Origin of the sequence: Brevundimonas sp. MEB006b (assembly GCF_030209705.1) — a bacterium.
In the GTDB taxonomy this organism is placed as follows: Bacteria; Pseudomonadota; Alphaproteobacteria; order Caulobacterales; family Caulobacteraceae; genus Brevundimonas.
The window spans coordinates 245039-269517 of the sequence record NZ_JARVRL010000005.1; the positions used below are offsets into that span (position 1 = coordinate 245039).

The window sequence follows — 24479 nt, forward strand, 5'->3', positions numbered from 1 at the left end:
TCGGCGGGGCCTGATCCCTGGATGCGCCCAATCCTTCACCGCATCCGCCCCCAAAGCGCCACAACCCCTAATCACTATTTGAAACAACCTTGTTCTGCAAGTCGGTTGGCGTCCGGGATGGATTTTCGCTATTCAGGGCGCCTCACCCGGAGCAACGGCTTGTCTGAACTTTCGAACGCCTCGCGCACGACCCGAAAGCCCAAGGGCGAAGGCCATTCGCGGCGGGGCGAAATCCTGGCGGCGGCCGAGCGCATCTTCGTCGAGCACGGCTATGAAGGCGCGACGATTCGCAAGATTGCGGATGAGGTCGGGCTATCGTCCACGGCGCTCTATATGCATTTCCCGGATAAGGGCGCGATCTTGCAGGAAATCTGTCGTGACGCCTTTGCGCGGCTGATCGCATCCAATGCCGCCGTCGCCGATGAGGCCGCGCCGCCCGAGCAGCGGCTGCGGCGGATGATCGAGGGCTATATCGACTTCGGTTTCGCCCATCCCAACGCCTATCGCCTGATCTATCTGACGCGACCGGTGGAGGCGCGAGACGGCGCTCAGGACGCGGCGCGCGAGCTCGGCTCCAGCCTGTTCACGACATTGGAAGCGACCGTCGGCGACGCCGTGACGGCCGGACGCATGAAAGGCGATCCCGCCACGATCGCCCAGGCGATCTGGGCTGCGGCGCATGGGATCGTGTCTCTCATGATCACAAAGCCCTACTTCCCGTGGTCTGATCGGCAGGCGCTGGTTCGCACGACTTTGGACGCCCTATTCGCCGGTCTGATCGAAGGATGAAGCGTATCTGCGTCGCCTTGGTGGCTCTGGCTTTCAGCAGCAGCAGCGTGGCTGAGGCGCGGCCCTTGCGGATCATGGCGCTGGATCAATGCGCGGATCAATATGTGCTGGCCTTGGCGCCGGACGCGGACCTCGCGCTGTCGCCCCGCGCCGACGATCCGGACGCCTGGCTGCGTCGGCAGGCGGTCGGTGACAAGCGTTTGCGTCCGACACTTGAGGCCGCCGTGGGTTTTCAGCCTGACGTCGTGGTGCGCTACTGGGGTGGCGAGCCGCGCCTACTGTCCGCGCTGACGCAGCGCGGCGTCAAGGTGGTCACAATCGATGATGCGATTGATCTGGAGGGCGTACGACGGAATATCCGGACTGTGGCGCGGGATTTGGGACAGGCTGAGCGCGGACAGGCGTTAGAGCGACAGATGGACGGGAAGTTGGCCAAAGCGGCGCCGGTGAAGCGCGCGGCTGAGGCGCCGGGGGCAGTCTATCTGACCTCGGGGGGCTTCACCGCAGGGCCAGGCACGCTGATCGATGCAATGATGCGGGCGGCCGGATTTTTAAATCTGTCGGCCGCGCCCGGTTTTGGCGCACTCAGCGTCGAGCGGATCGCGATGAATCCGCCGGTGCGATTTGTGCTCGGCTTCTTCGATCAGCTGCGCGCCGACCTGCGCGGACCGGGGCGGCATCCGGTTGTCGCGCGAGCGGCCGAGGGTCGAACGGCGGCGCGCCTGCCTGCCGCGACCTTGACCTGCCCCGCGTGGTTCGCCGCCGATGCGGTTGAGATGATGGCCAAGGGGCGGCCGTGAACAGAACGGTTCGGCTGTGCCTGGTTCTGATCGGCTTGATCGTCGCGGCGCTGGCCCTGGCGGTGCTGGCCGGCGAGACGGCGTTCAGCGTCGATCAGTACGCGGCTGCCTTCAGCGATCCGACATCCGGTCCAGCCGAGGTGTTGTGGCGGGTGCGGGCGCCGCGCGCGGTCTGCGCCCTAGTCGTCGGCGCGGCTCTGGGGTTGGCAGGCGCGGTGATGCAGGGGCTGTTGCGCAATCCGCTAGCCGATCCCGGCGTACTGGGCGTGTCGGCGACGGCAGCCCTGGGCGCGGCGCTGGCGATCGTCCTTGGCGCTGCGGCTGTGCCGGGAATGGTCGAGCTTTCGGCATTGGCGGGCGCGGCGTTGGCGGGCGGACTGTTGATCGCGGCGTCCAGAGCCATGCGGGCCCCGGAGGCCCTGATCCTGTTCGGGGTGGCGGTGTCCAGTTTCGCAGGCGCGGGGACAGCCTTGATCTTCAACCTGTCGCCATCGCCGATCGCCTCGGCCGAGGTCATGTCCTGGCTGCTGGGATCGGTGCAGAATCGAAGCTGGGTCGATGTGGCCTGGGTGACGCCGGCCGTTGTCGTCGCGGGGGGCTTTGCTGCCTTGTCGGGCACAGGTCTGCGGATGCTGACCCTGGGCGACGAGGGTGCGGCGGCGTCGGGCTTGAATATGGGACGGTTGCGGGCCTTCGCCCTGATCGCGGCGGCCCTGGCAACAGGGGCGGCGGTGGCGGTGGCGGGCGTCATCGGGTTCGTGGGCCTGGCGGCGCCGCATCTGGTCCGCGCGGCGGTGCGCGGCGATGCGAAGCGAATCTTGGCGCCCTCGGCGCTGGCGGGCGGGCTGATGCTGATCGTCGCGGATCTGCTGGCGCGACTGACGCCGACGGATCAGGAACTGAAGCTGGGCGTGTTCACCGCCCTGATCGGCGCGCCGCTGTTCGCCCTGATCGCCTGGCGGGCGGCGCGGGAGTGGCGGCTGTGAGCCTGTTGTCGCTGGAGACGGTTCAGGCGCGGCTGGGCAAGGCCGTTGTGCTGGAGGGGGTGAGTCTGTCGGTCGCGGCGGGCGAGGTCGTGGCTCTTTGCGGGCCGAACGGGGCGGGCAAAAGCAGCGCCATTCGCGCGGCGGTCGGCCTGCTGACGGTCACCGGCGGTCAGGTCCGGCTGGGCGGGACGCAGATCACAGACCTGTCCCATCGTCAGCGCGCGGAACGGGCGGCCTATCTGCCGCAGGAGCGACGCATCGCCTGGAACCTGCCGGCCATCGAGGTCACGGCCCTGGGGGCGCCCTTCCTGTCGGGGGCCGAGGCCTTGGGGCGGGCCAGGGCGGCGCTGAATGAGATGGGCGCCGGTCATCTGGCGGATCGCGGCGTGGCGGAGATGTCGGGGGGAGAGCGGGCGCGGGTTCTGCTGGCGCGGGCCCTGGTGGTCTATGCCCCGCTGCTGCTGGCCGATGAACCGATTGCGGGGCTGGACCCGGATGCGCAGCGGCTTGTGCTCGAACGGTTGAGGGCGAGGGCCGACGGTGGGGCGGGGGTGTTGGTCAGCCTACATGACCTGACCTTGGCTGCCGCCGTGGCGGATCGCGTCGTGGTTCTGGATCAGGGCTGCGTAGTCGCTGACGCCGCGCCGATGGAGGCGCTGGCGCCCGCCGTCCTGCGCGAGGTCTTCGGGCTGGACGGCGAGTGGATCGAGGGGCCGAGCGGGCCGCTGCTGGCGGCCCGCCGCGCTCAGTAGGCGATGTAGGGCCGCGCGCCGGCCGCCGATCCGCGCGAGATGTCGGCCGAGGGCGTCAGCGGCGCCGTGCCGCCGTTCAGGCGCGCCTTGTAGACCGCCATGTTTTCCATCACCCGCATCATGTAGTTGCGCGTCTCGGTGAAGGGCGCGCACTCGATGAAGTCGATCGTCCTGATCGCATCGCCGCGCGGGTCGCCGCAACGGGCGATCCACTGGTTGGGGCGTGCCGGTCCGGCGTTGTAGCCGACCGTCGCCAGCAGCATGGAGCCGTTGTTCGCGGCCATCAGCTCGCCCAGGTGATAGCTGCCCAGGGTCATGTTGTAGTCGGGATCCCACAACTGCTCGGCGGAATAGCTCATGCCCAGACGGCGGGCGACGCCGGAGGCGGTGGACGGCAGGAACTGCATCATGCCGCGCGCGTCGGCGCCGGAGCGGGCGCGGGGATCGAAGCTGGATTCCTGGCGCGTGATCGCCTGGGTGAATTCCAGCGGTGCGGCGCCGGCGACCTGGGGCGGGACGCGGACCGGATACATCCGCTCGGGCATGACGAAGCCCCGCTGGCTGGCGGCGCGCCCAACCATCATGGCGGTGAAACCCTCGCCATACCCGCGCGACAGGTCCATCAGCAGGGCCAGGTCGTTGATGGTCGGCAGGTCATTGTCCAGCTGATAGGCGAACACGCGCAGCAAGCTCATCTCGCCGGTCTCGCCCAAAATCCGCGTGGCGCGGACGATCTCATTGCCTTCGAATCGGGCGATGTCCGCCTGTGAAGGCACAGGTTCCCCCGGCAGCTGAAGGGTCGTCATCCCCGCCTTCTCGGCCGCCAACTGACCATAGAAGGTCTGCCAGTGCTGGGCGCCGTTGCGATAATAGGCGAGGGCGGCGTCGCGTTCGCCGCGCGCCTCGGCGGCGCGACCCAGCCAGTAGAAGGCGCGGCCCTGAGTGATCGGCGTGGATGATGCGGTGCGCAGGGCTTCAAAATGGCGGGCGGCGACTTCGGGCTGGTTCAGCTTGGTCAGGGCGACCCAACCGGCGAAGAACTCGGCGTCCACCATCCGGTCGCCCGAGGTGAAGCCGTGGCCGTTCATGGCGTCATAGGCCGCGCGCCAGTTGCCCTGTTGCAGGGCGTCGAGGAAGTAGTTGCGGCGCTCGCTCCACAGGGTGTTGTCGCCGGTCGTGTGGCCCGGCGCCGGCGGAAGATTGGCCAGCAGCGCAAAGCCTTCGGATTGCCGGTTTTGCGATCGCAGTAGGCGAACGCGCTCCAGCACGACCGCCGGATCGGCGGCCTGGGCGGGCGTCAGATTGGCCATGACGGCGTCGGGGCTGTAGGCCGACCGAAGGGTCATGACCGTGTTCGCGATGGCGGCGCGATCGGGCGAGACCAGATTGATCATGCTGCGCGTCGCCGGTCCGTGCGGACCGAGCAGCAGCATATTCAGCCGCGCCTCGTGATCGGCGGGCGTCAGCCAGGAACCCCATTGGCCGAGGATACGCGACTGCGGCGCGTCATCGAACGACCGGGTGCGCCACCAGTCGCGGACGAGGGCGCGGGCCTCATCCTGGCGGCTGCGCTGCTGCAGCGCGGAGGCGTAGGCGATAGCCCCCTCGACCGTCGTCGGCTTGCCGTCAGACATCAGGGCTAGGGCGGCGTCCGCGCCTATGCCGGAGCGGTCCAGCACCTTTTCGGCGGCGGCGCGTCGCGATTCGCCGCGCGGCCATCCCGCCAGATCGGACTGACCGCGCGCGAGGTCCGAGTAGGACAGTTGCTCGCCCGAGGTGTCGATCAGCGCCCATTCGACTAGTTTCCGAGCCGAGGCGTCCCTGATCTGCGACATGGCGGACTGGGCGCCGAACACATCGCGCGCACGGGCCGCCGCCAGCCCCTGACGAAACAGCGCCGTGTCCTGATCGCTCAGCACGCGGCCCTGATAGGTCGCCGAATAGCCGGGCACGGACGAAGACGCCGAGGCATAGGGCACAGGCTGGGTGGGCAGGACGTCCTGCGGGTTCGGCGCAAGGACGGCGAGGGCCGCCGCCAGACTGGTCGCGATCATGATCTGTCCTGTTCCCATTCAATCCCGGTTGCGGCGGAGCCGCTGGCGACCTAACGTCCCGCGCTCATTGCAAAGGCGATGAACATCCGTCCATCGTCACTCCCCACGCAGGCCAGCTTAGTCTCATGAACGCCCCCTTGTTCAAGGGCGTGATCACCGCCCTGATCACACCACTTCGTGACGGAAACGTGGACGAAGCCGCATTCGCCAAACTGCTCGAGCGTCAGATCGCCGCAGGGGTTCACGGCGTCGTCCCGATGGGCACGACGGGCGAGGGCGCCAGCATGGACCTGGATGAGCACAAGCACGTCATCGAGCTGTGCGTGCGTCTGACGGCCGGGCGCGTCGCCGTCATTGCGGGCACCGGATCGCCCTATACCAAGGAAGCCATCGACCTGACCCGCCACGCCAAGACGGTGGGCGCGGATGGGGCTTTGATCGTCACGCCTTATTACATTCGCCCGTCCCAGGCTGGCATGGCGGCGCATTTCGAAGCGGTGGCCGACGCCGTGCAGTTGCCGATCCTGCTGTACAATGTGCCGGGCCGGACGGGGTCCGATCTGTCCAATGAGACGGTGGCGCGGCTGGCGGCCCACCCCAACATCGTCGGCATCAAGGACGCCACGGGCGACATGAGCCGCGTCAGCTGGATGCGAGCGAACATCGATGGCCAGTTCGACCTCATCTCGGGCGACGACCCCAGCTATCTCGGCTACCACGCCCATGGCGGCGTCGGCCTAATCTCGGTGGCGTCCAATGTCGCGCCGGAGGCCATGGTCGCCTTGCACAATGCGATGACTGCCGGAGATTATGCGACAGCACGCGACTGGCAGGACCGACTGATTAGTTTGTGCAAGGCGCTGTTCCTGGACAACTCGCCCGCGCCGACGAAATACGCCCTGGCCAAGCTCGGCTTATGCAACGAGGAGGCGCGCCTGCCGCTGTCGCCGACCTCCGATGCGGTCAAACCCTTTATCGACCGCGCCATGGCGGCGGCGGGCGTCATCTGATGGCGCCCAAGCCGCAATCGAAGTCCAAGGTCATCGCCGAAAACCGACGCGCGCGGTTCGACTATTTCCTGGAAGACAATATCGAGGCCGGGATTCAGCTGTTGGGCACCGAGATCAAGGCGCTGCGCGACGGCCGGGCCAATATCGCCGAAAGCTATGCGGCGGTGGAGGGGCGCGAGATTGTGCTGATCAACGCCGATATTCCGCCATACAAACAGGCAAACCGCTTCAACCACGAACCGCGCCGGCCGCGTAAGCTGCTGCTCCACAGAAAGCAGATCGACAAGCTGATGGGGGCGGTCCAGCGCGACGGCCAGACGATCATTCCGCTGAAGCTCTATCTGAACGATGCAGGCAAGGCGAAGCTGGAGATCGCGCTGGCCAAGGGCAAGAAGCTGCACGACAAGCGCGAGGCTTCGGCCGAACGCGACTGGCAGCGCGACAAGGCCCGCCTGATGCGCGACAAGGGCTGAGGCTCAGGCCTCGATCAGGGTTCGGGCGCGCGCGAAGATGTCCTCGAACATCTGCGGCGTCAGGCGACCGGTGTTCGTGTTCAACCGGGAGCAGTGATAGCTGTTCAGAATGACGTATCCGCCGGCTTCGCCCTGCGCCCCGTGACCCGCCGGCATCGCTGACGCAGGCCGCCCGAAGGCTTTCAGGATATTGCGGCGCGAGACGTCGCCCAGGGTCACGATCACCTTCAGATTCGGCAGCAGTTTGAGCCGGTCGATCAGGAAGGGACGGCAGGTCGTCTCCTCGATCGGCAGAGGCTTGTTCCCGGGCGGGGCGCATCGGACCGCATTGGTGATCATGCAGTCCGTCAGCGTCAGGTCATCGTCGCCGTTGGGATCGTAATGGCCGTGCGCAAAGCCGGCCTTCTTCAGGGTGTCGTACAGCAGCCAGCCGGCGTGATCGCCGGTGAAGGGACGTCCCGTCCGGTTGGCGCCGGTACGGCCGGGCGCGAGACCGGCGATCAGCAGGCGTGCGTTCGGATCACCGAACGAGGCGGCGGGACCGTTCCACCAGTCTGGATTCTGACGCGCATTCTCTTGACGATAGGCGACCAGGCGCGGGCACAGGGGACAGTCGCGGGGCGGTTCGGGCGTAACTGTCATTGGGCGGCCTTCGGTCGGCCGAAGTCGGCCAGCAGATCGTTCAGGTCCAGGAAGGCGTCGGCCTGACGACGCAGCTCGTCAGCGATATGCGGCGGCTGGGTCTTCTGGGTCGAAATGACCGTGACTCTCACGCCCCTGGCCTGGATCGCCTGAACCACTCGCCGGAAATCGCCATCGCCGGAGAACAGCACCGCATGGTCGATGTGCGGAGCCAGCTCCAGCATGTCCACCGCGATCTCGATGTCCATGTTGCCCTTGATCCGGCTGTGGCCGCTATTGTCCGTGAACCGCTTCACCGGCTTGGTGACGACCGAAAAGCCGTTGTAGTCGAGCCAGTCCACCAACGGCTTCACCGGCGAGAATTCTTCGCCCTCGACCACGGCCGTATAGTAGTATGCGCGGGTCAGGATGGACCTCTCGCGGAACCAGTCCAGCATCCGCCGGAAGTCCATGTCGTGCTGCAGGGCGCGGGCGGCGGAGTAGAGGTTCGAGCCGTCGATAAAGATCGCCAACCGGTCGGTGGGATGAAACATGGTCGAAGCCGTCGAAAGAGATGAAAAATCGGATCGCGCGGTCGCCGTCGGAATCGATGACGGGTTCGACCTGAATGATGCAGTCATCGTGGCCCTGGGCTGCAATGACAAGGGGGCATGGTCGTCCTGCACCGAAGCGCTGGAGGCGGCGCTCGCGCGTTTTCGTAGCGAAGGGATCGATGTCGTCGCACGCTCGTCGTGGTGGTCTTCCCAGGCCTGGCCTGATCCGCACGATCCAGCCTTCCTGAATGGCGTGGTCATCGTCCGCACAGAACAAAATCCGCATGCCCTGATGGCGGCGCTCGGCCGGATCGAGGACGCGTTCGGCCGCGAACGATCGGTCCGCAATGCGCCGCGGACGCTGGATCTGGACCTGATCGCCTACGGACGACTGAGTGGCGATCTAGAGGGGCTGATCCTGCCCCATCCTCGCGCGGCCGAGCGGCGGTTCGTCATGGGCCCCATCGCCGAGATCGCGCCGAGTTGGGTGCATCCGCATGGCGGGGCTGCGAGCGATCTGGCTGCTTCCGCCCCCATCGGCGCCGACGCCCGCCCGACCTGACGCCCAACTTCCGCCCCTGTGGCGTTGCAAAAAGCCGTCCTCATCTGTATTTGACGCGGTTCTCCCCCGCGTTCGAGGAATTTCATGGCCCGCGTCACCGTCGAAGACTGCATCGAGAAGGTTCCGAACCGCTTTGGCCTGGTGCTGATGGCTGGCCACCGCGCCCGCAGCATCGCCAACGGCGCCGCCCTGACGATCGACCGCGACAACGACAAGAACCCCGTCGTCGCCCTACGCGAAATCGCCGACGACACTGTCGTGCCGGACGAACTGCGCGAGACCATCATCACCACGCTGCAACGCGTCGATGAGCGAACGGAAGCCGAGGATGAGGCCGAAACGGTCGCTCTGCTGGCCTCGCCGCAGCACATGAACATGGCCGAGGCGGAACTGATCCGCGCCCTGCAAAGCGACCGCGACGGCGGTCAGGAGGAGCGGTACTGACGCCCGAGGGAGCCCCTGGCGTCACTATCCTGCCGGCGCGGACCGAAATGGTTCCGCCGGCGCCTCAAGCTGCAAACAAAAACGACCCTCAGACGGCGCTCGCCGATCCGGCGCCGCAGCCCAAGCGTGCGCCGATCCTGCGCCAGTTCGAGCTGATCGAGGCGGTCAAGGCCTACGACCCTACCGCCGACGAAGCGCTTCTTAACCGCGCCTACGTCTATGCGATGAAGATGCACGGTTCGCAGTTGCGAGCCTCGGGCGATCCCTATTTCGCCCACCCGATTCAGGTCGCGGGCATACTGACCGACTACAAGCTCGACACCGCCACCATCGTCACCGCCCTGTTGCATGACGTGGTCGAGGACACTTCGGCGACGCGCGACGACATCGCCGGCATGTTCGGTGAAGAGGTCGCGGTCCTGGTCGAGGGCGTGACCAAGCTGTCGCGGCTGGAGCTTCAGGCCGAACACACGCGCCAGGCCGAGAACCTGCGCAAGTTCATCCTGGCCATCAGCCGTGACGTGCGGGTGTTGCTGGTCAAGCTGGCCGACCGTCTGCACAACATGCGGACGCTCCAGTTCGTGAAGCCTGAGAAGCGCGAGCGGATCAGCCGCGAAACGTTGGAAGTCTATGCGCCCCTGGGCCGGTCGATTGGCATCCACTCGATCGCGTCCGAGCTGGAAGAACTGGCTTTCACCCATCTGAATCCAACGGCCAAGACCGCCATCGAGCGGCGGCTGGAGGCGTTGAAGCTGGAGCATGGTCGCGCCATCGACGGCGTGGCGAGCGAGGTCGAGCGGGTCCTATCCGAGGCGGGTCTGAAGGCCAATGTCTATGGCCGACAGAAGACGCCCTATTCGATCTGGCGCAAACTTCAGCGCAAGTCGGTCGGCTTTTCGTCCCTGTCGGACATTTACGGCTTCCGCGTCATCGTCGAGGCGGAGGACGACTGCTATCGCGCGCTGGGTGTGATCCACCGCGAATGGCCGATGGTGCCCGAGCGGTTCAAGGATTTCATCTCGACGCCTAAGTCGAACAACTATCGCTCGTTGCACACGACCGTCGTCGGCCCCCGGGGCCTGCGGATCGAGATGCAAATCCGCACCGAGGACATGGACCGGATCGCCGAGGACGGGGTCGCCGCCCACTGGCGTTACAAGAACCATTCCTACGGCTTCGACCGCGAGGCGATGGAACAGGGCGGCGGGCGTGACCCGCTTCAGAACCTGCGACACTTGGTTCAGGTGATCGAGCACGGCGAGGGCGGCGAGGACTGGGTCGAGCACGCCAAGCTGGAAATGTATCTGGACCAGGTTTTCGTCTTCACGCCGAAGGGGCAACTGGTCACCCTGCCGCGCGGGGGAATGCCTCTGGACTTCGCCTATGCCGTCCACACCGAGGTCGGAGACACCGCCGTTGGGGTCAAGGTCAATGGCGAGTTGAAGCCCATGCGCACGCCGCTCCAGAACGGCGACGTGGTCGAGATCATTCGCGGCTCTAAGCGCGAAGTGCCTGCCGACTGGCGCAGCCTGACGGTCACAGGCCGCGCGCGCTCGGCCATTCGCCGCCATATCCGCACCTCCGAGCGCGAAGAGTTCATCAAGCTGGGCCGCGTCGCGCTGGATCAAACCCTGGGCCGGGTCGACAAGAGCCTGACCGACGTGTCGTTGAAGCCGGTTCTGGAGCTGCTGGCGGTCGCGAGCGACGACGATCTGTTCGAAGGCCTGGGACGCGGGCGGTTGTCGCCGACGACGGCGGCCGAAATCCTGTTCCCCGCGTTGAAGGGACGGCTGAAGGCCGGGCCCGAGAAGCAGCGCATCGAGGGCGAGAAGGCGCGGCTGTTCGTGCGCGGCGGGGGGCTGACGCCGGGCGTGTCGGTTCATTTCGGCCAATGCTGCACGCCCGTTCCGGGCGACCGGATCGTCGGCATTCTGGAGCCCGAATCTGGCCTGACCGTCCACACCATTGATTGCCAGACCCTGGCCGCCTTCGCCGATGACGACTCGGTCTGGCATGACCTGCAATGGACGCCTCAGGCCGAGACGGACGCGGTCGCCGCCGCCCGTATTCGCGCGACGATCCGAAATGCGCCAGGCGTGCTGGGTCAGGTCACGACCCTGATCGGCGAGGCTGGCGGCAACATCATCAACCTGTCGATGGCCCACCGTCAGCAGGACTTCTTCGACGTGGACGTGGATGTCGAGGTCGAAGACGCCAAGCATGCGACAATGATCATGGCGGCGCTGAGGGCCAATCCGTCGGTCGATTCCGTCGAGCGCGCGCGCGGCGAATGAGCGATCCGATAAAGCTGAACGCGGCGCAGATGGCCTCGCCGTCCTATCGCATGGCGGCGATGGATCAGGACTTCCTGCTGGGCGATTCGATGCGCGGTGTGCGATTCCTGATGGAATACGCCAAGCCCGAGGAGGCGTTGAGGGCCTGGGGCGTGCGCTCGACCCTCGTCGTCTTCGGCAGCGCGCGCATCCGCGAAGGGCATCGTTGGTATGAAGAGGCCCGCGCCTTTGGTCGATTGGCGTCCGAGCGCGGCGGAGCATTGCGAGGTCGCGTCGGCGAACCCCGGGACAATGTCATCGCCACCGGCGGCGGCCCGGGCATCATGGAAGCGGCCAACCGCGGCGCCGTGGACGCAGGCGCGCCATCCGTCGGGTTCAACATCACCCTGCCGCATGAGCAGGAGCCGAACGCCTATTCGACCCCGGAGTTGACGTTCCGCTTCCACTATTTCGCGATGCGGAAGATGCATCTGGCGATGCGGGCCAATGCGTTGGTGGTGTTTCCCGGCGGCTTCGGCACCTTCGACGAGATGTTCGAGATGCTGACGCTGCGCCAGACGAAGAAGGCGCCGCCGGTTCCGGTCGTTCTGGTGGACAAGGCCTACTGGACCTCGGTGATCGGTTTCGACGCCTTGGTCGAATATGGAATGATCGCGGCCTCCGACCTGGACCTGATCGGTTTCGCCGAGGACGCGGAGGGCGTCTGGGCCGAACTGCTCGCGCGCGGGCTGCGGCCGAACGAAAACATCGAATGAAGCGTCGCCGCAGGGTTCATCCGCGCGCGATCCGGGTCTAGAACCCTGTCATGAACACTGAAGACGTCCTCAACGAGTTTCGCGACGCCGGCGCCCTGCGCGAAGGCCATTTCGTCCTGTCGTCGGGTCTGCACAGCCCGGTCTTCCTTCAGAAGAATCTTGTCTTCATGGACGGGGCGCGCTGCGAGCGGCTGTGCAAGGCGCTGGCGGACAAGATCACTGCTGCGGTCGGCCCGGTCGATGTCGCGATCTCACCGGCCGTGGGCGGCATCATCCCGGGTTACGAGACGGCCAAACACCTGAAGGTCCGTTCGATGTATGTCGAGCGCGAGGGTGGTGCGTTCAAACTGCGTCGCGGGTTCTCGGTCGAGCCCGGCGAGAAGGTCGTCATGGTCGAGGACATCGTCACGACCGGCCTGTCGTCGCGCGAATGCATCGCCGCCATCCAGGCCGCCGGGGGCGAGGTGATCGCCGCCGCCTGTATCGTCGATCGCTCGGGCGGCAAGGCGGATGTGGGTGTGCCGCTGGTCGCTCTGGCGTCGCTGGACGTGCCCGCCTATCCGGCCGACGCTCTTCCGCCTGAATTGGCCGCGCTTCCGGTGGAAGATCCCGGCAGCCGCAGATTGTCGAAGTAGAGCCATGCGCGAACGGGTCAGGCTGGGCGTCAACATCGACCACGTCGCCACGGTGCGAAATGCGCGGGGAGGGACGCATCCCGATCCGGCGCGCGCGGCCGAGGCGGCGCTGGCGGCTGGGGCCGACGGCATCACCGCCCACCTGCGCGAAGACCGCCGCCACATCACCGACGCTGACATCGATGTGTTGAGCGCCCTGTGCGCTCGCGCCGGCAAGCCGCTGAACCTGGAAATGGCGGTGACGGACGAGATGCTGGCCATCGCTTTGCGCCACCGGCCCCACGCCGCCTGTCTGGTGCCCGAGCGGCGCGAGGAGGTCACGACTGAAGGCGGTTTGGCTGTCGCCGGTCACGAAGGACGGATTGCGCCCGTGGTCAAGGCGCTGGCGGACGCCGGCATCCGGGTGTCTCTGTTCATCGAACCGTCCGAAGCGCAGGTCGAGGCCGCCGCCGCCGTCGGCGCCAAGGTGGTCGAGTTCCACACCGGCCGCTACTGCCACCTGACCGATCCGGCAGAGCGAGAGGTCGAGTTCGAACGCCTGGCCGCCGCCGCCCACCAGGCCGACATCCTGGGGCTTGAGGTCCATGCAGGTCACGGTCTGGATTACGACACGGCCCCGCGCATGCTGGCGATTCCCGAAATTCGCGAGCTGAACATCGGCCATTTCCTGATCGGCGACTCGATCTTCATCGGCCTGGACGGGGCGATCCGCCGGATGCGAGCGGCGATGGATGCAGCCAAATGATCATCGGCGTCGGCGCAGATTTGTCTGACATCCGACGTATCCAGGCGTCTCTTGATCGGTTCGGGGATCGCTTCAAGACCCGCTGCTTCACTGAACTGGAACGCGCCCGATCGGATCGGAAGCCGGACCAGGCCTGGAGCTACGCCAAACGCTTCGCCGCCAAGGAGGCCTGCGCCAAGGCGCTGGGCACGGGAATGCGGGCCGATGTCTATTGGCGCGACATGGGGGTGGTGAACCTGCGTTCGGGCCAGCCGACGATGGCGCTCACCGGCCACGCAGCCGAGCATCTGGCGCGTCTGACGCCGCCCGGACACGAGGCGAAAATCCACCTGACGCTGAGCGACGAACATCCCTATGCGCTCGCCTTCGTGGTGATCGAAGCCTTGCCGCAGTCGTAATCAGGTTATAGGCGTGCGCGATGACCGCGCGGACGCGGCGAGGATGCCTGATCGCATGAGCGAAGACCAAAAGCCCGACGACGCCAATCGCGACGCCACGCCCGAAGAACGATTTGCGGCCTCGGAAGCGGACGCTCCGATCAAGTCGGTGCAGGAGCCCACGACGGCGAACCAGAAGGTCTACGCCAAGACGCCCAAGGGCGGCGACAAGGCGACCTCGGCGGCCAGTGAAACCGGCGAAATCTTCAAGACCATCGTCTTCGCCCTGCTGATCGCGATGGTGCTGCGGATATTCCTGTTCCAGCCCTTCACCATTCCGTCGGCGTCGATGGAGCCGAACCTGTATGAAGGCGACTATATCGTCGTCTCGAAGTGGTCTTATGGCTTCTCCAAACACTCGATTCCGTTCAGCCCGCCGCTGTTCGACGGGCGGATCATGGGCTCGGCGCCCAAGCGCGGCGACATCGTCGTGTTCAAGCTGCCGCGCGACAGCAAGACCGACTTCATCAAGCGCGTGATCGGCCTGCCCGGCGACCGCATTCAGATGACCGCCAACAAGCTGTATATCAACGACAAGCCGGTGCAGGACGTCGTGGTCAGCGAGCAGGAGATCAACGACATCTTCGGCCCGCGCCCGGTGACGGAGGTCCGCGAGACCCTGCCGGAAGGCAAGAGCTTCATGACCCAGGACTTCGGTCCCGGAAACGACCTGGACGACACCCCCGTCTATGAGGTCCCGGCCGGTCACTACTTCATGATGGGCGACAACCGCGACAACTCGATCGACAGCCGTGTCGAGCAGTCCAGCGGCGTGGGCATGGTCCCGGCCGAGAACCTGGTCGGCAAGGCGCAGATCATCCTGTTCTCGTGGAAGCCCGGTTCGTCGCTGTGGAACCCGGTCAGCTGGTTCAACGTGCGGCTCGACCGGTTCTTCAACGTTCTGCACTGATGGCCAATCTGAGAGCCGAAGCGGTCGCGGCGCTGGAAACTCGCCTGGGACACAGGTTCAACGACAAGGCCCTGCTGGAGCGCGCCCTGACACACGCCAGCGTGGGCGAGGGGGCGCCGGTCGGCATCCACGGTCCACGCGACAACGAGCGGCTGGAGTTTCTGGGCGACCGGGTGCTGGGTTTGCTGGTCGCCGAGCGCCTGTCGGCTCAGTTTCCGACGGCGGACGAGGGCCAGCTGTCGTCCAGCCTGCACGCCCTGGTCGACAAGGGCGCCTGCGCCCGCGTCGGTGAGGCGCTGGGCGTGGGGCCCGCGCTGCGGCTATCGCCCGGCGAGACCAAGACCGGCGGGCGCCGCAAGGCCGGCGTCATCGCCGATGCGGTCGAGGCCGTATTGGCGGCGGTCTATCTGGACGGCGGGCTGGATGCCGCCAAGGCCGTTTTCGAACGGGCCTGGTCCGACGAACTGTCGGCGCCGCCATCCCGCACCGTGACCAATCCGAAATCGGCGCTTCAGGAATGGGCGCAAGGGTTGGGGCGGCCGCTGCCGACCTATCGCGTCGCCGATCGGACGGGTTCGGACCATGCGCCGACATTCACCGTCGAAGTGTCCGTGCAGGACGTGCAGCCCTTGACCGCGCAAGGGCGTTCGCGTCAGGAGGCGGAGAAGGCGGCCGCAACGGCTCTCCTCAAACGTGAAGGCGTCATTTGACCGATATCGAAAACCAGCGCGCAGGCTTTGCCGCCATCATCGGCGCACCCAACGCCGGCAAGTCCACGCTGGTGAACCGGCTGACCGGATCCAAGGTCTCGATCGTCACGCAAAAGGTGCAGACGACGCGCTTCCCCGTGCGCGGCATCGCTATGGAAGGCGACGCCCAGATCGTGCTGGTCGACACGCCCGGCATCTTCACCCCGCGCCGTCGCCTGGACCGGGCCATGGTCGCCTCAGCCTGGGGCGGCGCGGAAGATGCGGACATCGTCGTTCACCTGATCGACGCCCAGTCGCACATCAACGCCGAAGGCCGGGAGGGCACGGCGGCCGATCGTCGCTCGGCCGAGGACACCGAGACCATTATCGCCAACCTGCAGGCCAGCGGGACCAAGGTTGTTTTGGCGCTGAACAAGATCGACGGCATGCGCCGCGACACCCTCTTGGCCCTGTCGCAGAAGCTGTTCGAAAGCGGCGTCTATTCCGAGGTGTATATGATCTCGGCCGCCAACGGCGACGGCGTCGAGGACCTGAAGCAGCGTCTGGCCCTGTCCATGCCCAACGGGCCGTGGCTGTATCCCGAGGATCAGGCCGCTGATGTGCCGGTGCGGGTTCTTGCGGCGGAGATCACGCGCGAGAAGGTCTATCTGCGCGTCCATGAGGAGCTGCCTTATTCGGCGGCGGTGGAGACGACCAGTTTCGAGGATCGCGCCGACGGCTCGGCCCGGATCGAACAGACCATCTATGTCGAGCGCGAGAGCCAGCGGCCCATCGTTCTCGGGAAGGGCGGCCAGACCCTGAAATGGATCGGCCAGAAGGCGCGCGAGGAGCTTAACGAAATCCTCGGCCGTCAGGTGCACCTGTTCCTGACCGTCAAGGTCGATCCGAAATGGCAGGACAGCCGCGCCCTCTATGCCCAGTTCGGTCTGGATTTCGACATCTGAGTTCCTGTGTTTGATGTGCCGCGTACCGCCGGGGGGCATCCCCGGCTCGTTCTGGGCGTCCTCGGGGCGCTGATCCTTGGCGGCGCGGTCTGGGGCGGCATCGCCACGGCCGTGGCGCCCAAGACCGATGTGGAACTGGCGACCGAGCGCGCCGATGCGCCGCCGCGACCACCCGTGGTCGTAGTGCAGGACTTACCGCAGCTCGCGGCGCGCCTGGATCGCGAAGCTGCTTCAGGACGCTTCATGGGCGCGGTTCTGGTGGCCAAGGGCGACCGGGTGTTGTTCCGCCAGGTCTATGGCAAGGCGAACTATGAGCAGAATCAGCCGCTGGCGCTGGGCTCGCGCTTCCGCCTGGCCTCGATTTCCAAACAGTTCACGGCGACGGCGATCCTGAAGCTTCAGGACGAGGGCAAGCTGAACGTCTCCGATCCGGTCTGCAAATGGATCCAGCCCTGTCCGCAGGCTTGGGGGCCGATCCGCATCAGCCATCTTCTGTCGCATACTTCGGGCATTCCCGACCTGATGGCGCGGCCCGGTTGGGGCATGCGCCGCACGACGCCGGCGACGCTGGACGACCTGACCGAGGATTCGAAACGGTTCGGTCTTCGGTTTGAGCCGGGAGCCAAGGTTCAGTACGACAACGCCGGTTTCAATCTGGCCGCCGCCATCGTCGAAAAGGCCAGCGGCAAGCCCTTCCAGACCTATATGCGCGAGACCTTCTTCAAGCCTCTCGGCATGAAGGATAGCGGGCTTGATCTCGATGGCGGCGATCACCGCGTCATCATGGGCTACGCCAACTTCCCCGGCGGTCTGGCGGCCCAGCCGAACGCCAACACCTCTATCGTGGCGGGCGCCGGCGCGGTCTATTCGACGCTGGACGATCTGCTGGTCTGGCAAAGGGCGCTGCACCGCGGCGGCCTGCTGACCCCCGCTAGCTATCAGCAGATGCTGGCTGACCACGCGCCGGCCGACACGAAGCCGAACGAACGCAGCCATCCGCGTCGGGATTGGGGTTTCGGCATCTTCGCCAACCGTCTTGGCGATCAAGTGCGGCCCAGCTTCCAGGACCGCCAGATCTACCACACCGGCAGCTGGGGCGGATTCCGCAACCTGATGCTCTATCAGCCGGACGCCGACGTGACGGTGATCGTCCTGTCCAACAACTATCACCTGCGTGACCAGGTCTTCTTGATCAGCCAGCAGGCGATGGCCGAGGCCCTGGGCCACGAGTTTCCGACGACACTGGCGCGCTGAGGCGCCCGACTGTTTCCCGGCGAGGAGAACAGGAGTAGAACGGGACCATGATCGCTCTTCTTGTCTCTCTTGTCCTTTCCGCTTCATCGACGCAGGCTGCGGGCGATCCCGTCGTCGAGGCTGGCGCCGTTCTCGACCGAATGCACGCGGCGGCGTCGCGTGCGGACGGCGACGCCTATTTCGATCTATTCACGCCCGACGCCCGGTTCATCGGCACGGATGCGAGCGAGCGCTGGTCGCTGGCTGAGTTTCGCGCCTACGCCACGCCCTATTTCTCGCAAGGGAAAGGCTGGACCTATCGCCCGCATGACCGGGTGGCGACCCTGGCGCCGGGCGATTGCCGCTGCATCGTCTGGTTCGATGAGTTGCTGGACCACGACGCCTACGGCCTGACGCGAGGCTCAGGCGTGCTGCGCCTGACCGACCATGGCTGGAAGATTGAGCAATATGTGCTCAGTTTCACCGTACCGAACGACAAGGCCAAGAGCGTGGTTGGGTTGATCACTCAGGATCCGGCGGACTGATGGACTTCCACGAAGAGGCGTTCGTCCTGTCGGCGCGCAGCCACGGCGATACGGGCGCCGTGGTCGATCTGCTGACCGAGAACCACGGCAGGCGCTCTGCTTATGTAGCCGGCGGCGCGTCACGCAAGATGAAGCCGTTCCTACAGGCGGGCGCGCGGGTCATGGCCGATTACCGCGCCCGCACCTCGGATCACCTCGGCGCCGTGCGGCTGGAGCCGGTAGGCGAGGGGCCGAGCGCCCTGTTCGACGACGCCCTGGCCCTGACGGGACTGGCGGCGGCGGCGGGCGTGACCCAAGGCGCGTTGCCGGAGCGTGAGCCGCATCCCGGCGTCTTTTTGGCGTTTGAAGCGCTGATGGGGGCGTTCGAGATGCCGGCGGTCTGGCCTGCAATCTTCGTGCGGTTCGAGGCGGGGCTGCTGGAAGATCTGGGCTTTGGCCTAGACCTTTCGAAATGCGCCGCGACCGGCACGGCCGACGACTTGATCTACGTCAGTCCTCGCACCGGCAGGGCGGTCAGCCGCGACGCCGGCGCACCCTATGCCGACAAGATGCTGACCCTGCCGCCCTTCATGCTGGGCGCCCAATCCGGTCTGATCGAGGGCGACGTCCGGGCCGGGTTCGACCTGACGGGGCATTTCCTGGAGCAGTTCGTCTTCCACCCGCAGAACAAGCCCCTGCCGCCTGCGCGCGTGTGGATGCTGGACAAGCTGGCCGACGCCGGCCGCCTCTAACCGAAGGTGAAGGCGAAGACCTGAACGCCGGGATCTAGGAACTCGATCTCGAACGTCCGTTCGCGCACCGCGCCCGTCTGACGTACCAGTTGGTACAGGCGCTCGCCGTCGACCCGGCCAAGGCCTTGGGCGTCGATGTCGCTGCCGGCGTTGGCGCCCGGCGCCGCGCCATCGATCCGGACGCGGAATCGGACGGGTGCGCCCGGCTTGCTGGGCCCCATGACCAGATGGAGATCGCGCGCCTTGAAGCGGAAGGCGATACGGCCGCCAGCGGTCTGCAGGTCGGCATGCTCACGCGTCACGCGCCAGCGGCCCGACAGGCTCCAATCGTTCAGTTTCAGCGGCGCGGCGACATAGTCCTTGATTACGTCGTTGGCCAGGCCGCCGGGAGAGCGGAAGTTCTCGGCGCGGCCATAGCCGACGTACGTCTCCGGCGATTCGACCTGGGCCATGTCGGCGGCGGCCTCTGCGCCCTCAGCCTCAACTGAGACGACGTTGCTGGCGACGTTCGCTGCGCCCGCTTCCTTCAGAAGCTGCTGTATCACGCGTTCGGAGCCCGCATAGTCGCCTTCGCCGAAGTGGTGATGACGGATCTGCCCTTTGGCGTCGATGAAGTAGTGGGCCGGCCAGTACTGGTTCTTGAACGCCCGCCAGATGGCGAATTCATTGTCCATGGCGACCGGATAGGTAATGCCCAGCCGCTGGATGTTCTGGCGGACGTTGGCCTCGGATTTCTCGAAGGCGAACTCGGGCGTGTGCACGCCGATCACCACCAGACCTTGATCCTTGTACTTCTCAGCCCAGGCGCGGACGTAGGGGATGGAGCGGATGCAGTTGATGCAGGAGTAGGTCCAGAAATCGACAACAACCACCTTGCCCCTCAGCTGCTCGGTCGTGAGCGGCGGGGTATTGATCCAGGTCGTCGCCCCGGTCAGCGGCGGCATCACCCCTTCGACGGGCAGATTTGCCAGATCGGCCGGGGCCTGGTTCCTCGGCATGCCGCGCCCGATCCCGCCCAGCAGCGCCTGTTCGATCCGGCCCGTGCTGGCGGCCGAGATCCGGGTCAACAGTCCCGTGTCCGCACCCAAGCCAATCACGACCACGCCGATCAGCACCAAAACGCCCAGGCCGCGCCGCACCCATTCGCCGACGCCCAACGCGCCCTTCATGGCCTTGAACACGCGACCGCCCACCAGCAGGGCTAGGCCGAGCGATGTCGCTGCGCCTGCTGCATAGGCCAGCAGCAGAACCGTCGTTCCGACGCCGGCGCCCTGAAGCGCTGCGCCCGTTAGGATCACGCCCAGAATGGGTCCGGCGCACGGCGCCCAGAGCAGCCCTGTTGCGACGCCGAGCAGCAGGGACGAGCGCACGTCGCCCTGATCGCCGCCCTGGCGCTCGGCGCGATCGGTCAGCCAGGACCCCGCCGCCACAAACGGCCGCATCAGGCGATCGCCCACGGCCGGAAACAGCAGGCTGACCCCTAGCACCGCCATGACGGCCAGGGCGATCCAGCGCCCGACCTCATTGGCCCGCACCGCCCAGCCGCCGCCCAGCGCCGCCAGCGTCGCCACGCCCGCAAAGGTCACGGCCATCCCGACCAACAATGGCAAACCGTTGCGGATGAACGGCCGATCCGCCCGCGCGAAGACGAAGGGCAGAACCGGCAGGATGCACGGACTGACGATGGTCAGAACGCCAGCGAGATAGGACAGTAGGAATAAGATCATGGCGCGGCCTGACGAGGGTGTGTCTCTCACATACGCACGGCAGAGCGGTTTGGTGACTCCCCGGCGCGCTTATCCCCCAATCTGGCATCTTACGGGCTAGACTTCCCGCTTCCCATCCCCGATTCGCAGAGCCATGACGATCCACGCCCCGCCGCCGGAAGGCGGCCGCATCATCGACGAGCCGATGGAGACGGCGCTCAGCCGCCGCTATCTGGCCTACGCCCTGTCGACCATCACCAACCGCGCGCTGCCGGACGTGCGTGACGGGTTCAAGCCCGTGCACCGGCGCATCCTCTACGCCATGCATCAGATGCGGCTGAACCCGCAGGCGGCGGCGCGCAAATGCGCCAAGGTCGTCGGCGAGGTGATGGGCGGATACCACCCCCACGGCGATGCCTCGATCTATGAAGCCCTGGTGCGCCTGGCTCAGGACTTCGCACAGCGTTATCCGCTGGTCGATGGTCAGGGAAACTTCGGCAACATCGACGGCGATAGCGCCGCGGCCATGCGCTACACCGAGTGCAAGCTGACGCCGGCCGCGGTCCTGCTGCTGGACGGCATCGATCAGGACGCCGTCGATTTCCGGCCTACATACGACGATCAGGACGAGGAGCCGATCGTCCTGCCGGCCGGCTTCCCGAATCTTCTGGCCAATGGATCGTCCGGCATCGCGGTCGGCATGGCCACCTCAATCCCGCCGCACAATGTCGGCGAACTGATCGACGCCTGCCAACTGCTGCTGGAGCGACCGGACGCGACGACCGAGGACTTGGTGCAGCATGTGCCCGGCCCCGACTTCCCGACCGGGGGCGTTGCGGTTGAAGGTCATGCCTCCATCCTGGACGCCTATGAGACGGGTCGGGGCGGGGTGCGCCTGCGCGCGCGCTGGGAAACTGAGGATCTGGGGCGCGGCGTGTGGCGGATCATCGTCACCGAAATGCCCTATCAGGTGCAGAAGTCGCGTCTGATCGAGGCGCTGGCGGACCTGATCGAGCAAAAGAAGGCGCCTCTGCTGGGCGATGTGCGCGACGAATCGGCCGAGGACATCCGCCTCATCCTGGAGCCGAAGAACCGCACCATCGAGCCTGAAATGCTGATGGAAAGCCTGTTCAAGCTTTCCGATCTGGAAGTCCGCTTCCCGATCAACATGAACGTGCTGGACGCCAGCGGCACGCCGCGCGTCATGGGTCTGAAAGACTGCCTGCGCGCCTTCCTGGATCACCGGCGCGAGGTGCTGAACCGCCGTTCCCAATGGCGGATCGAGCGGGTCGAGAAGCGTCTGCATCTGCTGGAAGGCCTGCGCATCGTCTTCCTCAACCTGGACGAGGTGATCCGCATCGTCCGTGAGGAGGATCAGCCCAAGGCCGTCCTGATTGCACGGTTCGGCCTGACGGAGGTTCAGGCCGACTTCATCCTCGACACCCGACTGCGTCAGTTGGCGCGTCTGGAAGAGATGATGATCGAGAAGGAATTCAACGCCCTGTCCGAAGAACTTGCCAACCTGAAGGCGCTGACGTCGTCTGAAGGCAAGCAGTGGAAGGCGATCTCCAAGGAGCTGGAGGCCGTGCGCAAGGCGCTGATCTCTCCGCGCCGGACCACGATCGCCGAGGCGGTGGATACGTCCGCCTTTGTCACGCCTGAGGCCTTCATTCCGCGCGAGGCGATCACCGTCATCCTGTCGGAACGCGGTTGGATCCGCGCCGCCAAGGGCAAGGTCGAGGATCCGTCGGAGCTGAAGTTCAAGGAAGGCGACCAGCTCGCCTACCTCGTGCCCGCCTATACGACCGACAAGCTGCTGGTGGCGGCGTCGGACGGGCGCATCTTCACCATCGGCGCGGACAAACTGGCCTCCGGACGCGGCCATGGCGAGCCGCTGCGCCTGATGATCGATCTGGACGAGAAGGCCGAAATCATCAACGTGCTGGCGCATCAGCCGGGCGGCAAACTGCTGATCGCATCGAAGGCCGGATACGGCTTCATTGCGCCGGAAGACGATACCCTGGCCCAGAAGCGCGGCGGCAAGCAGGTGCTTAACGGCGAAATGCTGGCGGTGCTGCGGGTGACCGGAGATCACGTTGCGACCATCGGCGAGAACATCAAGACGCTGATCTTCCCTCTCGCTGAATTGCCCGAAATGGGACGTGGCAAGGGTGTAAAGCTGCAAAGCTTCAAACAGGGCGGCCTAGCCGACATCACCGTCTTCAACGCCGAGACGGGACCGGAATGGGCCGACGGCGGCGGACGTCGTCGCAACTGGCCCGACTGGAAAGACTGGCTGGGCAAACGCGCCGGCGCCGGCCGCCAGGGACCGCGAGGGTTGCGGAAGTTCAGATAAGCGGCCCGCCCGTCGGTTCTAGAAAAGGACCGACGGGTTCATGATCCGTTTCGGATCAATGGCGCGGCGGATGGCGGCCATGGTTTCGATCTCGAGCGGGGACTTGTAGCGCTTGACCTCTTCGGTCTTCAGCCGGCCCAACCCGTGTTCGGCGGAGATGGAGCCGTCGTAGGTTCCGACAACGTCGTGAACCACTTGCGAGCCTTCCTTCCAGCGGCCGATGAAGGCGGGGATGTCCTGACCGGCGCCCGGCAGAATGTCGTAGTGCAGATTGCCGTCACCGACATGGCCGAAGACCGAGATGCGGGCGCCGGGATGGAAGCGTTCGACGGCGGCCGAGGCTTCGTCGATGAAATCGGCGATGCGGCTGATGGGGACGGAGACGTCGTGTTTCCAGCCGCCGCCCTCGGGCTTCAGAGCCGCCGAATGTTCTTCACGCAGACGCCAGAAGGCGGCGCGCTGTGCGTCGTTCTGGGCGATGGCGGCGTCGGTGATCAGGCCTTCCTCGAAGGCAACCTCGAGCAACGCCTCCATCTGGGCCTCGGCGCCGCCGGGCGTGCCGGAGGCGATCTCGATCAGGACATACCACTCGGGCGTCGAGTCCAGCGGCTCGCGGGTGTCGGGGATGTTCTTGAAGACCAGTTCCATCCCGAGGCGCTTCATCAGTTCGAAGGCCTCCACCCCGCCGCCCGTCTCGGCCTTAGCGCGGGCGAGCAGTTCGACGGAGGCGGCGGCTGTCTCCAGCCCGACGACAGCGACGGCGCGCGAGCGCATGATGGGGAAGAGTTTCAGGGTGGCGGCGGTGACGACGCCCAATGTGCCCTCGGCGCCGATCAGCAGCTGTTTCAGGTCGTAGCCGGTGTTGTCCTTGCGCAGACGCTTCAGGCCCCGAAAGATTTCGCCGTTGGGCATGACCGCCTCAAGGCCCAGCACCAGATCGCGCATCATGCCGTAGCGAAGAACCTGGGTGCCCCCGGCGTTGGTGGAGATGACGCCGCCAATGGTGGCTGAGCCCTCGGCTGCAAGACTGAGCGGGAAATAGCGGCCGGCCGCTGTCGCCGCCTGCTGCGCCTCCAACAGGGTCAGGCCGGCTTCGATCGTCATGGCGTCGTCAAGCGGAGTCACATCGCGGACGGCGCGCATCTTGCGGGTCGACAGCAGGACCTCGCCGAACGGGATCTGGCCGCCGACCAAGCCGGTACCGCCGCCTTGGGGCGTGATGGCGACGCCCTCTCGAGCGCAGATCGTCACAGCGCGCGCAACCTCTTCCGTCGAACGCGGGGTCAACAGGATCGCCGTATTGCCCGTCCAGCGATTGCGCCATTCGGTCAGATGCGGCGCGATGACATCAGGATCCTGGGTCCAGCCGCCCGGACCGAGCGCGGCCCTCAGTTCGTCAAGCACGGCGGGGGAGGGGGCGGGCGTCTGCATGT

The 24479-nt window shown here is 66.2% G+C and carries 25 protein-coding genes; 20 read left to right on the top strand and 5 right to left on the bottom strand.

All coding sequences use genetic code 11. The annotated features are described in order from the left end of the window. The first annotated feature begins 159 nt into the window (after window positions 1–159). The 4 genes from QRN13_RS07610 (at window position 160) to QRN13_RS07625 (ending at window position 3327) form a co-directional block, all read left to right on the top strand. Window positions 160–789: a TetR/AcrR family transcriptional regulator gene (locus tag QRN13_RS07610; protein ID WP_165116822.1), complete on the top strand. Its 630-nt coding sequence runs from the start codon at window positions 160–162 to the stop codon at window positions 787–789. A 74-nt stretch (window positions 790–863) separates the two neighbouring features. Beyond that, window positions 864–1589: an ABC transporter substrate-binding protein gene (locus QRN13_RS07615; protein ID WP_284877742.1), complete on the top strand. Its 726-nt coding sequence runs from the start codon at window positions 864–866 to the stop codon at window positions 1587–1589. Further along, the gene (locus QRN13_RS07620) at window positions 1586–2575 is read left to right on the top strand and encodes a FecCD family ABC transporter permease (protein ID WP_284877449.1); all 990 of its coding nucleotides are present in this window, start codon (window positions 1586–1588) and stop codon (window positions 2573–2575) included. Before QRN13_RS07615 ends, QRN13_RS07620 begins: the two co-directional genes overlap by 4 nt. Next, window positions 2572–3327 carry an ABC transporter ATP-binding protein gene (locus QRN13_RS07625; RefSeq protein WP_284877450.1) on the top strand — a complete coding sequence of 252 codons (756 nt, stop codon included), beginning with the start codon at window positions 2572–2574 and terminating at the stop codon, window positions 3325–3327. The genes QRN13_RS07620 and QRN13_RS07625 overlap by 4 nt, the downstream gene beginning before the upstream one ends. Here QRN13_RS07625 and QRN13_RS07630 read toward each other — a convergent pair. After that, window positions 3321–5381 carry a lytic transglycosylase domain-containing protein gene (locus tag QRN13_RS07630; RefSeq protein WP_284877451.1) on the bottom strand — a complete coding sequence of 687 codons (2061 nt, stop codon included), beginning with the start codon at window positions 5379–5381 and terminating at the stop codon, window positions 3321–3323. The two genes, QRN13_RS07625 and QRN13_RS07630, sit on opposite strands and share 7 nt — an antisense overlap. A 125-nt stretch (window positions 5382–5506) precedes the next feature. Here QRN13_RS07630 and dapA point away from each other — a divergent pair, with 125 nt between their 5' ends. Next, window positions 5507–6391, top strand: coding sequence for a 4-hydroxy-tetrahydrodipicolinate synthase (gene dapA, locus QRN13_RS07635; protein ID WP_161639163.1), 885 nt, complete (start codon window positions 5507–5509; stop codon window positions 6389–6391). Then, on the top strand, window positions 6391–6864 hold the full coding sequence (gene smpB / locus QRN13_RS07640; protein ID WP_055809902.1) for an SsrA-binding protein SmpB: 474 nt from the start codon (window positions 6391–6393) through the stop codon (window positions 6862–6864). Before dapA ends, smpB begins: the two co-directional genes overlap by 1 nt. A gap of 3 nt (window positions 6865–6867) precedes the next feature. Here smpB and QRN13_RS07645 read toward each other — a convergent pair whose 3' ends face one another. Together QRN13_RS07645 and QRN13_RS07650 are read right to left on the bottom strand one after the other, a co-directional pair. Continuing rightward, entirely contained in the window at window positions 6868–7506 is a 639-nt protein-coding gene (locus QRN13_RS07645; RefSeq protein WP_284877452.1) for a uracil-DNA glycosylase, read from the bottom strand. After that, entirely contained in the window at window positions 7503–8039 is a 537-nt protein-coding gene (locus tag QRN13_RS07650) for a LabA-like NYN domain-containing protein (RefSeq protein WP_284877453.1), read from the bottom strand. Before QRN13_RS07650 ends, QRN13_RS07645 begins: the two co-directional genes overlap by 4 nt. Here QRN13_RS07650 and folK point away from each other — a divergent pair. The 13 genes from folK to recO all read left to right on the top strand — a co-directional run bounded on the left by folK (window position 8038) and on the right by recO (window position 18984). Continuing rightward, the gene (gene folK / locus QRN13_RS07655) at window positions 8038–8601 is read left to right on the top strand and encodes a 2-amino-4-hydroxy-6-hydroxymethyldihydropteridine diphosphokinase (protein ID WP_284877454.1); all 564 of its coding nucleotides are present in this window, start codon (window positions 8038–8040) and stop codon (window positions 8599–8601) included. The genes QRN13_RS07650 and folK overlap by 2 nt on opposite strands. 84 nt (window positions 8602–8685) lie before the next feature. Beyond that, window positions 8686–9045, top strand: a complete 360-nt coding sequence (gene rpoZ, locus QRN13_RS07660; RefSeq protein WP_017504892.1) for a DNA-directed RNA polymerase subunit omega — start codon at window positions 8686–8688, stop codon at window positions 9043–9045. 47 nt (window positions 9046–9092) lie between these two features. Next, window positions 9093–11339, top strand: a complete 2247-nt coding sequence (locus QRN13_RS07665) for a RelA/SpoT family protein (RefSeq protein ID WP_284877455.1) — start codon at window positions 9093–9095, stop codon at window positions 11337–11339. Then, window positions 11336–12094 (top strand): LOG family protein, encoded by a 759-nt coding sequence (locus QRN13_RS07670; protein ID WP_284877456.1) that lies wholly within the window; start codon window positions 11336–11338, stop codon window positions 12092–12094. The genes QRN13_RS07665 and QRN13_RS07670 overlap by 4 nt, the downstream gene beginning before the upstream one ends. A 50-nt stretch (window positions 12095–12144) precedes the next feature. After that, entirely contained in the window at window positions 12145–12729 is a 585-nt protein-coding gene (pyrE, locus tag QRN13_RS07675) for an orotate phosphoribosyltransferase (RefSeq protein ID WP_284877457.1), read from the top strand. A gap of 4 nt (window positions 12730–12733) precedes the next feature. Next, the gene (locus QRN13_RS07680; protein ID WP_284877458.1) at window positions 12734–13474 is read left to right on the top strand and encodes a pyridoxine 5'-phosphate synthase; all 741 of its coding nucleotides are present in this window, start codon (window positions 12734–12736) and stop codon (window positions 13472–13474) included. Beyond that, a complete protein-coding gene (gene acpS, locus QRN13_RS07685) occupies window positions 13471–13872 on the top strand; it encodes a holo-ACP synthase (RefSeq protein WP_284877459.1) in 402 nt (133 codons plus the stop codon). The genes QRN13_RS07680 and acpS overlap by 4 nt, the downstream gene beginning before the upstream one ends. Window positions 13873–13927: 55 nt before the next feature. Next, a complete protein-coding gene (gene lepB / locus QRN13_RS07690) occupies window positions 13928–14821 on the top strand; it encodes a signal peptidase I (protein WP_284877460.1) in 894 nt (297 codons plus the stop codon). Continuing rightward, window positions 14821–15531, top strand: a complete 711-nt coding sequence (gene rnc / locus QRN13_RS07695; protein WP_284877461.1) for a ribonuclease III — start codon at window positions 14821–14823, stop codon at window positions 15529–15531. Before lepB ends, rnc begins: the two co-directional genes overlap by 1 nt. Continuing rightward, the gene (gene era, locus QRN13_RS07700; RefSeq protein WP_284877462.1) at window positions 15528–16475 is read left to right on the top strand and encodes a GTPase Era; all 948 of its coding nucleotides are present in this window, start codon (window positions 15528–15530) and stop codon (window positions 16473–16475) included. Before rnc ends, era begins: the two co-directional genes overlap by 4 nt. A gap of 15 nt (window positions 16476–16490) precedes the next feature. Next, entirely contained in the window at window positions 16491–17729 is a 1239-nt protein-coding gene (locus tag QRN13_RS07705; protein WP_284877463.1) for a serine hydrolase domain-containing protein, read from the top strand. Between the two features lie 47 nt (window positions 17730–17776). After that, window positions 17777–18253, top strand: coding sequence for a nuclear transport factor 2 family protein (locus QRN13_RS07710; protein ID WP_284877464.1), 477 nt, complete (start codon window positions 17777–17779; stop codon window positions 18251–18253). Continuing rightward, window positions 18253–18984 (top strand): DNA repair protein RecO, encoded by a 732-nt coding sequence (gene recO, locus QRN13_RS07715; RefSeq protein WP_284877465.1) that lies wholly within the window; start codon window positions 18253–18255, stop codon window positions 18982–18984. The genes QRN13_RS07710 and recO overlap by 1 nt, the downstream gene beginning before the upstream one ends. Here recO and QRN13_RS07720 read toward each other — a convergent pair. Further along, window positions 18981–20711 carry a cytochrome c biogenesis protein DipZ gene (locus QRN13_RS07720; RefSeq protein WP_284877466.1) on the bottom strand — a complete coding sequence of 577 codons (1731 nt, stop codon included), beginning with the start codon at window positions 20709–20711 and terminating at the stop codon, window positions 18981–18983. The genes recO and QRN13_RS07720 overlap by 4 nt on opposite strands. 133 nt (window positions 20712–20844) lie before the next feature. Between QRN13_RS07720 and parC the strand changes: the two genes are divergently transcribed. Further along, complete coding sequence (gene parC / locus QRN13_RS07725) at window positions 20845–23046, top strand: DNA topoisomerase IV subunit A (protein ID WP_284877467.1); 2202 nt, start codon at window positions 20845–20847, stop codon at window positions 23044–23046. Between the two features lie 18 nt (window positions 23047–23064). On the opposite strand, the gene QRN13_RS07730 is transcribed toward parC, so the two are convergent. Then, window positions 23065–24477, bottom strand: coding sequence for an FAD-binding oxidoreductase (locus tag QRN13_RS07730; protein ID WP_284877468.1), 1413 nt, complete (start codon window positions 24475–24477; stop codon window positions 23065–23067). Window positions 24478–24479 lie beyond the last annotated feature (2 nt).